14 protein-coding genes and 1 tRNA gene are annotated in these 13,436 nt (G+C 66.2%); 2 read left to right on the top strand and 13 right to left on the bottom strand.

Translation table 11 applies throughout. The features are described 5' to 3' along the window. Positions 1-5: 5 nt before the first annotated feature. From J2739_RS18270 to J2739_RS18215, 12 genes are all read right to left on the bottom strand, one after another. Complete coding sequence (locus J2739_RS18270; RefSeq protein ID WP_309904160.1) at positions 6-1,259, bottom strand: NADH-quinone oxidoreductase subunit D; 1,254 nt, start codon at positions 1,257-1,259, stop codon at positions 6-8. Positions 1,260-1,266: 7 nt separating this feature from the next. Further along, entirely contained in the window at positions 1,267-1,875 is a 609-nt protein-coding gene (locus J2739_RS18265; RefSeq protein WP_309904158.1) for an NADH-quinone oxidoreductase subunit C, read from the bottom strand. 13 nt (positions 1,876-1,888) lie between these two features. Beyond that, complete coding sequence (locus J2739_RS18260; RefSeq protein ID WP_057592164.1) at positions 1,889-2,368, bottom strand: NuoB/complex I 20 kDa subunit family protein; 480 nt, start codon at positions 2,366-2,368, stop codon at positions 1,889-1,891. A 12-nt stretch (positions 2,369-2,380) separates the two neighbouring features. Beyond that, on the bottom strand, positions 2,381-2,740 hold the full coding sequence (locus J2739_RS18255) for an NADH-quinone oxidoreductase subunit A (protein ID WP_309904156.1): 360 nt from the start codon (positions 2,738-2,740) through the stop codon (positions 2,381-2,383). Between the two features lie 57 nt (positions 2,741-2,797). After that, positions 2,798-2,882, bottom strand: a tRNA-Leu gene (locus tag J2739_RS18250). A gap of 159 nt (positions 2,883-3,041) precedes the next feature. Continuing rightward, entirely contained in the window at positions 3,042-3,479 is a 438-nt protein-coding gene (gene secG / locus J2739_RS18245; RefSeq protein ID WP_309904154.1) for a preprotein translocase subunit SecG, read from the bottom strand. Between the two features lie 39 nt (positions 3,480-3,518). After that, the gene (gene tpiA / locus J2739_RS18240) at positions 3,519-4,271 is read right to left on the bottom strand and encodes a triose-phosphate isomerase (RefSeq protein ID WP_309904152.1); all 753 of its coding nucleotides are present in this window, start codon (positions 4,269-4,271) and stop codon (positions 3,519-3,521) included. A 14-nt stretch (positions 4,272-4,285) separates the two neighbouring features. Continuing rightward, positions 4,286-5,284, bottom strand: a complete 999-nt coding sequence (locus J2739_RS18235; RefSeq protein ID WP_309904150.1) for an NAD(P)H-quinone oxidoreductase — start codon at positions 5,282-5,284, stop codon at positions 4,286-4,288. Positions 5,285-5,363: 79 nt separating this feature from the next. Next, positions 5,364-7,700 carry a polyribonucleotide nucleotidyltransferase gene (gene pnp / locus J2739_RS18230; RefSeq protein ID WP_309904148.1) on the bottom strand — a complete coding sequence of 779 codons (2,337 nt, stop codon included), beginning with the start codon at positions 7,698-7,700 and terminating at the stop codon, positions 5,364-5,366. A 219-nt stretch (positions 7,701-7,919) separates the two neighbouring features. Beyond that, a complete protein-coding gene (gene rpsO, locus J2739_RS18225) occupies positions 7,920-8,186 on the bottom strand; it encodes a 30S ribosomal protein S15 (protein ID WP_056579564.1) in 267 nt (88 codons plus the stop codon). Between the two features lie 207 nt (positions 8,187-8,393). After that, positions 8,394-9,713, bottom strand: coding sequence for a pyridoxal phosphate-dependent aminotransferase (locus J2739_RS18220; protein ID WP_309904146.1), 1,320 nt, complete (start codon positions 9,711-9,713; stop codon positions 8,394-8,396). Then, positions 9,619-10,902: a branched-chain amino acid ABC transporter substrate-binding protein gene (locus J2739_RS18215; RefSeq protein WP_309904144.1), complete on the bottom strand. Its 1,284-nt coding sequence runs from the start codon at positions 10,900-10,902 to the stop codon at positions 9,619-9,621. Before J2739_RS18215 ends, J2739_RS18220 begins: the two co-directional genes overlap by 95 nt. Positions 10,903-11,019: 117 nt before the next feature. On the opposite strand from J2739_RS18215, the gene J2739_RS18210 reads away from it, so the two are divergent. Continuing rightward, entirely contained in the window at positions 11,020-11,391 is a 372-nt protein-coding gene (locus tag J2739_RS18210) for an Hsp20/alpha crystallin family protein (RefSeq protein ID WP_309904142.1), read from the top strand. A 209-nt stretch (positions 11,392-11,600) separates the two neighbouring features. Further along, positions 11,601-12,350, top strand: a complete 750-nt coding sequence (locus tag J2739_RS18205) for an alpha/beta hydrolase (protein WP_309904140.1) — start codon at positions 11,601-11,603, stop codon at positions 12,348-12,350. Here J2739_RS18205 and tsaD read toward each other — a convergent pair. Then, on the bottom strand, positions 12,295-13,347 hold the full coding sequence (gene tsaD, locus J2739_RS18200) for a tRNA (adenosine(37)-N6)-threonylcarbamoyltransferase complex transferase subunit TsaD (protein WP_309904138.1): 1,053 nt from the start codon (positions 13,345-13,347) through the stop codon (positions 12,295-12,297). The two genes, J2739_RS18205 and tsaD, sit on opposite strands and share 56 nt — an antisense overlap. Positions 13,348-13,436: the final 89 nt, after the last annotated feature.

Below are 13,436 nucleotides of genomic sequence, written 5' to 3'. Positions count from 1 at the left end.
TTCGCTCACCTGTCTATTTCGCCGAAGACGATGTCCATGGTGCCGATCACCGCGACCGCGTCGGCGATCATGTGGCCGCGCGACATCTCGTCGAGCGCGGCCAGGTGCGGAAAGCCGGGCGCACGGATCTTCAGGCGGTAGGGCTTGTTGGCGCCATCGCTCACGAGGTAGATGCCGAACTCGCCCTTCGGGTGCTCGACGGCGGCATAGGCCTCACCCTCGGGCACGTGGAAGCCTTCGGTGAAGAGCTTGAAATGGTGGATCAGCTCCTCCATGTTCGCCTTCATCGATTCGCGCGCGGGCGCGGCCACCTTGTGGTTGTCGGTGATCACCGGGCCGGGATTGACGCGCAGCCACGCCGAGCACTGCTGGATGATCCGGTTGGCCTGGCGCATTTCCTCGACGCGCACGAGGTAGCGGTCGTAGCAGTCACCGGTCTTGCCCACCGGCACGTCGAACTCCATCCGATCGTAGACGTCGTAGGGCTGCTTCTTGCGCAGGTCCCACTCGACGCCGGAACCGCGCAGCATCGGTCCGGTGAAGCCCAGGTTGAGTGCGCGCTCGGGCGTGACCACGCCGATGCCGACGGTGCGCTGCTTCCAGATCCGGTTGTCGGTGAGCAGCGTCTCGTACTCGTCGACCATCTTGGGGAAGCGCTCGCAGAAGTCGTCGACAAAATCGAGCATCGAGCCCTGGCGGTTCTCGTTGAGCTTCTCGATCGCCTTGGCGTTCTTGATCTTGCTGACCTTGTACTGCGGCATCGCGTCCGGCAGGTCGCGGTAGACGCCGCCCGGGCGAAAGTAGGCCGCGTGCATGCGCGCGCCCGACACGGCTTCATACAGATCGAACAGGTCCTCGCGCTCGCGGAAGCAGTAGATGAGCATGTTCATCGCGCCGCAGTCCAGGCCATGCGCACCCAGCCACAGCAGGTGGTTCAGCAGCCGCGTGATCTCGGCGAACATCACGCGGATGTACTGTGCGCGCAAGGGGACCTCGAGGCCCAGCATCCGCTCGATGGCGAGGCAGTAGGCATGCTCGTTGCTCATCATCGAGACGTAGTCCAGCCGGTCCATGTAGGGCAGCGACTGAATGTAGGTGCGGCTTTCGGCGAGCTTCTCGGTCGCGCGGTGCAGCAGGCCGATGTGGGGATCGGCGCGCTGGATGACCTCGCCGTCGAGCTCGAGCACGAGGCGCAATACGCCGTGTGCCGCGGGGTGCTGGGGTCCGAAATTCAGCGTGTAATTCTTGATGTCGGCCATGTCGGTGTCAGTGCAATCCGCCGTAGTTGTCTTCGCGAATCACGCGCGGGGTGATCTCGCGCGGCTCGATCGAGACCGGCTGGTAGATCACGCGCTTCTGCTCCGCGTCGTAGCGCATCTCGACGTGACCGGAGACCGGGAAGTCCTTGCGGAAGGGATGGCCGATGAAGCCGTAGTCGGTCAGGAGGCGGCGCAGGTCGTCGTGGCCCTCGAACACGATGCCGTAGAGGTCGAAAGCCTCGCGCTCGAACCAGGTGGCGGCATTCCAGATTCCGGTGAGGGAATCGACCACCGGCAGGTCCTCGTTGGGCACGAAGACCTTGAGGCGCACGCGCTGGTTGAGGCTCACCGACAGCAGGTGGGAGACCACGCAGAAGCGCTCACCCTCCCACTCGCCTTCGCGGTAGTCGGAGTAGTCCACGCCGCAAAGGTCGATCAGCTGTTCGAACCGGCAACCGGGTGCATCGCGAAGCAGCCGCGCGGCCTCGAGGTAATCGGCAGCGGGCACCACGACGGTCACTTCGCCGAGCGCGACGGTCACGCTCCTGGCCTTGGCGCCGAGCGTTTCCTGGATCTGTTTCTGCAGTGCCTCGGGAGCAATGGCAAAGTCGGTCATCGTCTCTCGCTTCTCAGGCACGTGCGATGGTGTTGGTGCGGCGGATCTTCTGCTGCAGCTGGATGATCCCGTAGAGCAGCGCCTCGGCAGTGGGCGGGCAGCCCGGCACGTAGACGTCGACCGGCACGATGCGGTCGCAGCCACGCACCACCGAGTAGCTGTAGTGGTAGTAGCCGCCTCCGTTGGCGCAGGAACCCATCGAGAGCACCCAGCGCGGCTCGGGCATCTGGTCGTAGACCTTGCGCAGGGCCGGCGCCATTTTGTTGCAGAGCGTGCCGGCCACGATCATCAGGTCGGACTGGCGCGGGCTCGGACGGAACAGCATGCCGAAACGGTCGATGTCGTAACGCGCGGCACCCGCGTGCATCATTTCCACCGCGCAGCAGGCAAGGCCGAAGGTCATCGGCCAGAGCGATCCCGTCTTGGCCCAGTTCACCACCGAGTCGTAGGTCGTGGTGACGAAGCCTTCCTTCAAGACGCCTTCAATGGCCATCGTGGTTCCTTGTCATTCCCAATCGAGCGCACCCTTTTTCCATTCGTAGACGAAGCCCACGACGAGGATGGCGAGAAAAATCATCATGGCCCAGAAGCCGACCGAACCGATCTGCTTGAGCGCGATCGCCCACGGGAAGAGAAAGGCGATCTCGAGGTCGAAAAGAATGAAGAGAATCGCCACGAGGTAATACCGCACGTCGAACTTCATGCGCGCGTCTTCGAAGGCTTCGAAGCCGCACTCGTAAGGCGAGTTCTTCTGGCTGTCGGGTCGATTGGGACCCAGGATGTAGCCGAGAACCTGAGGCGCAACGCCGACCCCGACTCCGACCAGGATGAACAACAGGACGGGGAGGTAGGAATCGAGGTTCATCGGGGTCTTTTACCGCTTAACGCCGACAGGAGGATGAAGCCTCCTGTCGGCGAGATTTGGTGCCGTCGGCGAGACTCGAACTCGCACAGCTTTCGCCACTACCCCCTCAAGATAGCGTGTCTACCAATTTCACCACGACGGCGGTGTTTGCAATGCCCGGATGGCATGAGGAACCTGTGAGGTTTTGGCTTTCCGGGCAGCTTTAGAGTTTACCCTGAAACGGGGCCGTTTTCTTTTGGGAACGCAGTGAAAACGACAAGGGACATCCGGTCGCGGGTCCACGCCCCTCGAAGAGACCCGCTTACTTGGCCGGGATCTGCCCGGCGCCGGAAGCCGGTGCGGCCGGCTGGGCCGGTGCCGGTGCGCCGGAAGCGGGCGCAGCAGGGGCATTGCCGGAAGGAATCTGCGATGCGGGTGCCGGAGCCGATGCCGCCGGTGCGGGTGCCGGTGCCGGCGTGCCGATCGCGGCCCGCTCGAGCAGGCTGCCGCCGCCGGTGGGACGCGCATGGCTGAAGTAAGCCAGCATCAGCGTGCACGCGAAGAACACCACGGCCAGCACGCCGGTGGTGCGCGAGAGAAAGTTCGCGCTGCCGCTGGCCCCGAACAGGCTGCCGGCGCTGCCGCTGCCGAAGGCAGCGCCCATGTCGGCGCCCTTGCCGTGCTGGATCAGGATCAGGCCGATCATCGCGAGCGCTGCGAGCATCTGCACGCCCACGAGGATATTGAGGACCACGTTCATTCGTTCTAACTCCTAAATTCGTTCGCGGCAGCGCCGTGTTCAGCGTGCCGCAGCAATGATCTGCAGAAAATCCGGCGCCTTGAGCGAGGCGCCGCCGATCAGGCCGCCGTCGATGTCGGGCTGTGCCAGCAGCTCGGCCGCGTTCGCGGCGTTCATGCTGCCGCCGTAGAGGATACGGATGCCGGCCGCGTGTTCGTCCGCGGCATGGTGCAACTGCGCCCGCAGCAGCGCGTGCACCGACTGAGCCAGCTCGGGCGTCGCCGTCTTGCCGGTGCCGATGGCCCATACAGGCTCGTAGGCCACCACGATCTCGCTGATGCAATGGCCGTTGACATGGATCACGGCGGCCAGTTGGCGCTTGACCACTTCGGCCGTGTGGCCCGCTTCGCGCTCGGCCAGCGTCTCGCCCACGCAGACGATGGGCGTGATGCCGTTGGCGAGCGCGGCAGCGGTCTTGGCCGCCACGCCTTCGTCGGTTTCGCCGTGGTACTGGCGTCGCTCCGAGTGGCCTACGATCGCAAAGCGGACGCCAAAGTCCTTGAGCATCGCCGCCGACTGCTCGCCGGTGAATGCGCCCTGCGGCTGCGCCGACAGGTCCTGCGCACCCAGCGCGATGGGCGATCCGGACAGCAGCGACTGCAGCTGCGCCAGGTAAGGCGCCGGCACACACACCGCGACCTCGCAAGCGGGCGTGCCCACGCCCTGCAGCAGCGCCTTCACCAGCGCCTCGTTGGCAGCGAGGCTGCCATTCATCTTCCAGTTGCCGGCGATGAGTTTCTTCTTCGTCGTCATGTCGTTTCCGTCGTTCACCAGGTCAGCACGATCTTGCCGATGTGCTGGTTCGTTTCCATCAGGGCATGGGCCTGGGCGGCGCCGCTGGGCATGCCGTCGGCCTTGAAGACGCTGTGGATCACGGGCTTGACGGCGCCGCTCTCGAGCAGCGGCCACACCTTCTCGCGCAGCGATTTCGCGATCGCGCCCTTGAAGGCGACCGGCCGCGGCCGCAAAGTCGAGCCGGTGATGGTCAGTCGGCGTCGCAGCACCAGGCCGGCGTTGAATTCGCTCTTGGCCCCACCCTGCACGGCGATGATCACCAGCCGGCCGTCCTCGGCCAGGCATTCGATCTCGCGCTGTGCATAGGGCCCCGCCACCATGTCGAGGATGACGTCGACGCCCTTGCCGCCGGTCAGGCGCTTGGCCTCTTCGGCAAAGTCGGCCGTCTTGTAGTTGATCGCATGGTCCGCGCCGAGCTTTCTGCAGGCGTCGCATTTCTCGTCGCTGCCCGCGGTGGCGATCACCGTGGCACCGAAGGCTTTGCCGAGTTGGATCGCGGTCACGCCGATGCCGCTGGTACCACCCTGGATCAGCAGGGTCTCGCCCTTCTGCAGACGGCCGCGGTCGAACACGTTGCTCCACACGGTGAAGAAGGTCTCCGGCAACGAGGCCGCCTCGGCATCGCTCCAACCCTTGGGCGCCGGCAGGCACTGGGCCACGGGCGCGACGCAGAGCTCGGCATAGCCGCCGCCGGCGATCAGCGCGCAGACGCGATCGCCGACCGCGAAGCCGGCCTCCTTCATGGCCACGGCATCGCCCGAGACGATCTCGCCGGCGACCTCGAGGCCCGGCAGGTCGGAGGCGCCCGGCGGCACCGGATAGTTGCCGGTGCGCTGCAGCACGTCGGGGCGGTTCACGCCGCTGGCGGCCACGCGGATCAGAACCTCGCCCGCACCAGCCGCCGGCGCCGGCCGCTCGGCCACGCGCAGCACCTCGGGTGCGCCGAAGGAAGTGATTTCAATGGCTTTCATGCTTTTCTCGCCTGAAAGGCCCGCCCTCGCAGGCGGACGCACGGTTGAACGACGGCAAGGGCGTCACCGCCCCCGCCTCTCAAGCCTGGCGATCGCCGCCGTGGGGCTCTTGCGAACGCGAGTCCTGCTCGAGCGCAACGGCCTGCTCGCCCGCCGGCTCGGCGCTCTCGGCACGCGGTGCGCGCTCGCCGCGGGGGGGACGATCGCCGCGGTCACCACGATCGCCGCGATCGCCGCGATCGCCGCGATCACCGCGGTCGCCACGGTCACGCCGCTCGCCACGCTCCTCGCGCGGCGGGCGCTCGCTGAACTCCATGCCGGCCGGACGCTCGGTCAGCGCCTTCATGGACAGCTTGACGCGGCCCTTGTCGTCGGTCTCGAGGACCTTGACCTTCACGATCTGGCCTTCGCTCAGGTAGTCGGTCACCTTCTCGACGCGTTCGTGCGCGATCTGGCTGATGTGCAGCAGGCCGTCCTTGCCGGGGAGCAGGTTGATCAGCGCGCCGAAGTCCAGGATCTTGGTGACCGGCCCTTCATACGTCTTGCCGATCTCGACTTCCGCCGTGATCTGCTCGATGCGCTTCTTGGCCTCGTCGGCCTTGGCCGGATCGGTCGAGGCGATGGTGATGGTGCCATCCTCGTCGATGTTGATCTGGGTGCCGGTCTCTTCGGTCAGCGCGCGGATCACGGAGCCGCCCTTGCCGATCACGTCGCGGATCTTCTCCGGATTGATCTTCATCGTGAAGAGGCGCGGCGCGAAGCTGGACACCTCGGCCTTGGCTTCGCCCATCGCTTCCTGCATCTTGCCCAGGATGTGCATGCGCGCTTCCTTGGCCTGGGCCAGGGCGACCTGCATGATTTCCTTGGTGATGCCCTGGATCTTGATGTCCATCTGCAGCGCGGTGATGCCGTTGGTCGTGCCGGCCACCTTGAAGTCCATGTCGCCCAGGTGGTCCTCGTCGCCGAGGATGTCGGTCAGGACGGCGAAGCGGTTGTCTTCCTTGATCAGGCCCATGGCGATGCCGGCCACGTGCGCCTTCATGGGCACGCCGGCGTCCATCATCGAGAGGCAGCCGCCGCAGACCGAAGCCATCGACGAGGAACCGTTCGACTCGGTGATCTCCGACACGACGCGGATGGTGTAGGGGAACTCTTCCTTGGTCGGCAGGCAGGCCACGAGGGCGCGCTTGGCGAGGCGGCCGTGGCCGACTTCGCGGCGCTTGGTCGAGCCCATGCGGCCCACTTCACCGGTCGCAAAGGGAGGCATGTTGTAGTGGAACAGGAAGCGGTCTTCGTACTCGCCGGCGAGCGCGTCGATTCGCTGCGCGTCGCGTTCGGTGCCCAGCGTGGTCACGACCAATGCCTGCGTCTCGCCGCGCGTGAACAGGGCCGAGCCGTGGGTGCGAGGCAGCACGCCGTTGCGGATTTCGATGGGGCGCACGGTGCGCGTGTCGCGCCCGTCGATGCGCGGCTCGCCCGACAGGATCTGGCTGCGCACGATCTTCGACTCGATGGCGAACAGCAGATCGCTGACCTTGCCCGCATCGAAAGGCTCGCCGCTTTCCTTGAGCGACTCCATCACGCTGGCATTGGCTTCGCGCAGGGCCTGCGTGCGGGCCTGCTTGCTGCGGATCTGGTAGACGGCGCGCAGCTTTTCCTCGGCGAGACCCTTGACCTTGGCGACGAAGGCTTCGTCCTCGGCCGGCGCTTGCCAGTCCCAGACGGGCTTGCCGGCTTCACGCACGAGTTCGTGGATCGCATTGATCGCAATGCCGGCCTGCTCGTGGCCGAACACGACGCCACCGAGCATGATTTCCTCGCTCAACTGCAGCGCTTCGGACTCGACCATCAGCACGGCGGCTTCGGTACCGGCGACCACCAGGTCCATCTGCGAATCCTTGCGAACGGTCTGGCCCGGATTCAGCACGTACTGGCCGTTGATGTAGCCGACGCGCGCGGCGCCGATCGGGCCGTTGAAGGGGACGCCGGAAATCGAAAGAGCGGCGCTCACGCCGAGCATGGCCGCGATGTCGGCATCGACCTCGGGGTTCAGCGAGAGCGTGTGGATCACCACATGCACCTCGTTCAGGAAGCCCTCGGGGAACAGCGGGCGGATCGGGCGATCGATCAGGCGCGAGGTCAGGGTCTCGAGTTCGCTGGGCTTCGCCTCCCGCTTGAAGAAGCTGCCGGGAATCTTGCCGGCCGCATAGGTCTTCTCGATGTAGTCGACCGTCAGCGGGAAGAAGTCCTGGCCGGGCTTGGCGGACTTGGAGGCGACCACGGTCGCCAGGATGACGGTACCGTCGATATCGACGACGACCGCGCCGCTGGCCTGGCGGGCAATTTCGCCGGTTTCCATGACGACGGTCTTGTCGCCCCACTGGAAGGTCTTGGTGACTTTGTTGAAGAGGCTCATGTCTAGCTCCTGTTTCTTGTGGGCGGATCGGCCTGCGGCGATCGCAGGTTCCGCGGGGAAGGGGCGCCTTTCAGAACACGATGCCATTCCAGGGAAGCTCGGGGAGAACTCCATTGGAATGACACAGCTTCGCTCTGTACGGCACTCCTGGTTCGATTCGCGAAGTAAAAAACGCCTGAGCTAGCGGACTAACCCAGGCGTTTCTTCATGCGAATCAGCTTACTTGCGCAGACCCAGCTTGGCGATCAGCGCGGTGTAACGCTCGGCGTCCTTGGATTTCAGGTAGTCGAGCAGCTTGCGGCGACGGCTCACCATGCGCAGCAGGCCGCGGCGACCATGATGGTCCTTGGCGTGCGTCTTGAAGTGCGGGGTGAGTTCGTTGATGCGGGCGGTCAGCAGTGCGACTTGCACTTCGGGGCTGCCGGTGTCGTTGGCGGCGCGGGCGTTGTCCTTGACAACTTCGGCCTTGATGGAGGCTGCGATCATGTGATGAATTTCCTGTTCCGGGATGTTTGACTTGCGGCGAGCGCTGGAACTGCACCCGTCGTGCGCCTTGCGGCATGCAAAGCTAAGCATTATAGCTCTCCCCAGGTTGCCCGCATGTCCTGCCGGGCGCCCCCTGCCCTGGGGCGGCACCTGCGGCCCGGGAAGCCGGTTCCGCGGTGTTTCACGAAGGGCCCGGGATTCTCGGGGCTATTGCGCCAGCCAGCGCTTCAGGCGGCTCACGCCTTCCACCAAGCGGCCGGGATCCTTGGAAGCGAAGCACCAGCGCAGCCAGCCCTGCGCTTCCGGCGCGAAGGCGCTGCCGGGCGCCAGGCCGAGCCCGGCCTCGGCCACCAGGCGCTTGGCGAGCGCCAGCGAATCGTCGAAGCCTTCGAGCCTGAAGAAGGCGTACATGCCGCCGCGTGCGGGCGCGACCTGCACGCCGGGAAGCTCGGCCAGCAGAGGAATCAGGGTGTCGCGGCAGGTCTTCAGGTGCGCCACTACCCGAGGCGTGATCTCCGCGCTGTGCGCCAGCGCCGCGATGCCGGCGCGTTGGGTGAACACGCTGGTGCAGGAGGTGTTGAACTCGATCAGCTTTCCCATGCCCTCCACCAGCGCGGGCGGCAGCACCAGCCAGCCGAGGCGCCAGCCGGTCATGAGGAAGCTCTTGGAGAAGCTGTGGACCACCACCAGCCGGTCGTCCGGCGCCGCCACGTCGAGGAAGCTCGGCGCGCAGCCGTTGGGAACAGGGCCATCCGAAGGCGCGTCTTGCTTCAGGCCGCTCGGCGTCGGGCTCGGCTCGAAGTAGAGGCGCTCGTAGACCTCATCGGCCAGGATCCAGGTGCCCGTGCGCCGGCAGTGATCGAGGATCTCTTGCTGCTCGGCGCGCGTGAGCGTCCAGCCGGTCGGGTTGTTGGGCGCATTGAGGACCAGCAGCTTCGTCGCCGGCGTCACGGTCGCGCGCAGGGCATCCAGATCGAGCGTCCATTGCCCCGCCTTCGGCACCAGCGACACGCAGCGCACGCGCGCGCCCAGGATTGCGGGCTGCGCCGTCAGGTTGGGCCACACCGGCGTCACGGCCACGACCTCGTCGCCGGCGTCGACCAGTGCCTGCATCGCAAGCATCAGGGCACTCACGCCGCCCGAAGTGATGGCGATGCGCGCAGCATCGATCGCGGGGTGCAGCCCGCTCATGTAGCGCGCGACGGCCTCGCGCAACTCCGGCAGCCCGAGGTTGTGGGCATAGAAGGTTTCACCTTGCTGCAGCGATGCGATGGCGGCCTGGCGGATCGGCTCCGGCGTGACTTCGTCGCCTTCGCCGAACCAGAAGGCCAGCACGTCGGCGCGGCCGATGCCGGCGTTGGCGACTTCGCGGATCTTGGAGGCTTCGAGGTTGTGGATGGCTTCGCGCATCTTGACTGTTTCCTTTGCGTGTTCAGGGGCGCTGCATCTTGCAGCTGGTGGGCATCTCGGCGCGCTCGGCAGCGATGGTGCGAACCACGCGGAAACCGTAGCCGGATCCCTCGACATCGAATTTCACACCCGGGCTGCCCTGCCGGTCCATCACGCCCACCACGAGGGACTGCTGGAACTGGTGGTCGGCGGCGCGCATGCGGCCGCTCTGGCCCGCCAGGCTGACCTCGGCCTTCTCGAGCGCACGGGCGACAGCCACGGGATCGACGCTGCCGGCGCGCTCGATGGCCTGCGCCAGCGCCTCGACCAGGAGCTGCATCCGCATGTGCACATAGTCGTCGGCCGGCTTGGGGAAGCGCTCGCGGAAGGCCCGGTAGAAGGCTTCGGACTCGCGCGTCTGCACATTGGGGAGCCAGTCGGCGACCGCGACCACGCGTCCGATGCCGGCGTCGCCGATGGCTGCCGGCGCACCGAGCGCGTTGCCGTAGAAGGTATAGAAACTGCCGTTGAAGCCCGCCTCGCGCGCCGCCTTCACCAGCAGCGTGAGATCGCTCCCCCAGTTGCCCGTCACCACGACCTGCGCCCCGCTCGCGAGGATCTTGCTCGCGTAAGGCGCGAAGTCCTTCACGCGGCCCATCGGATGCAGTTCCTCCCCGACGATCTGCACGTCGGGCCGCAGCATCGCGAGCTGGCGCTTCGATTCGCGCAGCACCGACTGGCCGAAGCTGTAATCCTGGCCGATGAGATAGGCCCGCTTGAGCGCGGCGTCGCTCTTCATCACCTCCATGAGCGCGGTGACGCGCATGTCGGCATGGGCGTCGAAGCGGAAGTGCCAGAAGCTGCAGCGTTCGTTGGTGAGCACCGGGTCCACCGCCGAGTAGTTGAGGAAGAGCACACGGCGTGAGGCATCGCGCTCGTTGTTCTTCTCGATGGCGTCCACCAGCGCCGCAGCCGTGGCCGAGGAGTTGCCCTGGAGCACGATGCGCGCGCCGTCGTCCACCGCGGCGCGCAGTGCCGACAGGGCTTCCTCGTTCTGTCCCTTGCTGTCGTAGCGGTCCAGCTGCAGGAGGCGCGCACCGCCGGGGAGCTTGACGCCGCCGCGCGCGTTCACGCGCTCCACGGCCCACAGCAGGTTGCGCCAAACCGCTTCCCCTGTGTTGGCGAAGGTCCCGCTCATGCTCTCGACCAGCGCCAGTCGGATCGGGACCGCGGGCTGCGCACGCACCACAGGCAGCGTGGCCGCGCATAGCGCCGCGGCCGCGAATTTCAAGGCCCGGCGGCGGTAAATAAAGCGGAAGGAACTCATCTTGAAACGCTTCTCGCCGCGCCTAGATGAGACGGCAAGCGGCACTCTGTTGAAAGGCCGCGCAGTGTAAGGGACACACATTTCTTGTCCCACCGCGTTCACTCAGGAGTACCTCGCATGATCTTCGTCCCCGCCCTCCGCGCCACCCGCTTCGCACCGCGCAGCTTCGATCGCAGCGTCGAGCGCTTCGTCAACGACACCTTCTCCGCCGCTCGCCGCTCCCTCAATGTCGAGCAGGACGACAAGAGCTGGACGCTGTCCCTCGATGTCCCGGGCCTCGCGCGTGAAGACCTCACGATCGGCATCGAAGGCGCCGTGGTTCGCATCGAGAGCAAGGCCGAGGCCAAGCGCCAGTTCAAGGCCGCCTACGAGCTGCCGCAGGACATCGATGCGGCCGCGAGCGAAGCCAAGCTCGAAAACGGGGTCTTGAGCCTCAAGCTGGGCAAGCAGGTGCCGGTCAGCACCGTGACCCAACTGGCCATTCATTGAGTTGGCACAAATGTTTCATAACCTCTGACTGCGCAAGAAGCTGACTGGGCCGGTAACTTTTTGTTGCCGGCCCTTCTTATTCCTGGCTGCAAAATATGTCCAAGGACGTCACATTTATGGCTTTTTTTTGATGCCTTCTTCCTTAACCAGCGCTCGTCGTGCCGGGCTGCGAAAGCAGCAGTGAGTCACAAGCGCTTGATAAAGCACCCATGAGAACGCACCTGAAACCCGCCAACCACGATTCGCGCTCGGACACCTTGCTGGTGTTTCTGCCGGGAGCTTTCCTGAAGCCCGAGGAGTTCGAACGCGAAGGGTTCATCAGTGCCGTTCGAGAGCGCGATCTGGCGGCCGACGCTCTGCTGGTCGATGCCGACGTCTCTTACTACTACGACCAGACCTTCATCGAGCGGCTGCATGACGACATCCTGCAGCCGCAGCGCGCGCTGGGCTACAAGTCGGTGTGGTTGATCGGCATCTCGATCGGCGGCTTCGGCGCCCTGATCCACGAATTGGCCAAGCCCGGTGCCGTCGACGGGATCGTGGCGCTGGCGCCTTATCTGGGCCGGCGGCCCCTGGGCGCCGAGATCCACAAGGCCGGCGGCCTGCGGGCCTGGAAAGCGCCCGAAGGGCCGCCGCCGGACCAGGAAGTCGATCGCAAGCTCTGGCCGTGGCTGCAGCAATACGCCGCCGCCGAGCCGAACAGGGAACTGCCTCCGCTGTACCTGGGCTTCGGGCTGGCCGACCGCTTTGCATCCAACCATCGCCTGCTCGCCGAGGCGCTGCCGGCGGGGCGCGTCTTCACCACCGAAGGCGGCCATGACTGGCCGCAGTGGTCGCAGCTCTGGCGCAAGATGCTCGACGTGCTGCCGCTTCCTTCGCGCGGCACCCCCAAGCGTTCGTTGCCTAGCCGAACTGCGGCTCCGGCGCGCCCAGCGAGGCCAATGGCCATCGCGGCTTGACGTCGAACGCATAGCGGTCTGTCGGAGCCTGCAGGCCGCACTGCAGCCGCATCGCGGCGGCCATGGCGATCATCGCGCCGTTGTCGGTGCACAGGTGCAGCTCCGGGTAGTGCACCCGCACCCCCCTCCTGGCGCAGGCCGCATCCAGCTGCGCTCGCAGTGCGCGGTTGGCCCCCACGCCGCCGGCGACCACCAGGCGCTTCAAGTCGCTCTGTTCGAGGGCGGCCAGCGATTTCTTCAGCAGCACGTCGACGATCGCCGCCTGGGTCGAGGCCGCAAGGTCGGCCTTGCGCGCTTCCAGGTCGTCCCCCAGCTTGCGGGCCTGGGTCAGGACGGCCGTCTTGAGCCCCGCGAAGGAGAAATCGAGGTCACCGCTGTGCAGCAGCGGCCGCGGCAGCTTGAAGGCCGTGGCATCGCCTTGCTCGGCAAGCTTCGCCAGCCAGGGGCCGCCCGGATAGGGCAGGCCCATCAGCTTGGCGCTCTTGTCGAAGGCTTCGCCTGCAGCGTCGTCGATGGTCTCGCCCAGTAGCGCGTAGCGCCCCACCCCGTCGACTCGCATCAACTGCGTGTGGCCACCGGACACGAGCAGCGCGACGAAAGGAAATTCAGGCGGATCGGCGCTGAGGAAGGGTGACAGCAGATGCCCCTCGAGATGGTGCACGCCCAGCACCGGCTTGCCCAGCGCCGCGCCCAGGGCGCATGCGACGCCCGCGCCCACCAGCAGTGCGCCGGCCAGTCCCGGCCCGCGCGTATAGGCGACCACGTCGACGTCGCCCAGCCCGTGGCCGGCCTCCGACAGAACTTGCTGGGTCAGCGGCAGCACCCGCCGGATATGGTCCCGGCTCGCCAGTTCCGGCACCACGCCGCCGTAGGCCTGGTGCATCGCGATCTGGCTGTGCAAGGCATGGGCGGCCAAACGCGGCAGGCCACTGGTGCCCGACTCGACCAGGGCCACGCCGGTCTCGTCGCAGGACGATTCGATTCCCAGTACAAACATGCGGCAAGTGTAGGTCGTGGACCGGGAACGGACATCCGGACGCAGAGGATGCACCGGGGCACGATTGTTGCTGCATCCCCTCTCCATGG

It is taken from the genome of Variovorax soli (assembly GCF_031454625.1).
Taxonomy (GTDB): Bacteria; Pseudomonadota; Gammaproteobacteria; order Burkholderiales; family Burkholderiaceae_C; genus Variovorax; species Variovorax soli_A.
The sequence above is the reverse complement of the archived record's forward strand: the minus strand, read 5'-3'. Positions and strand labels throughout refer to the sequence as shown.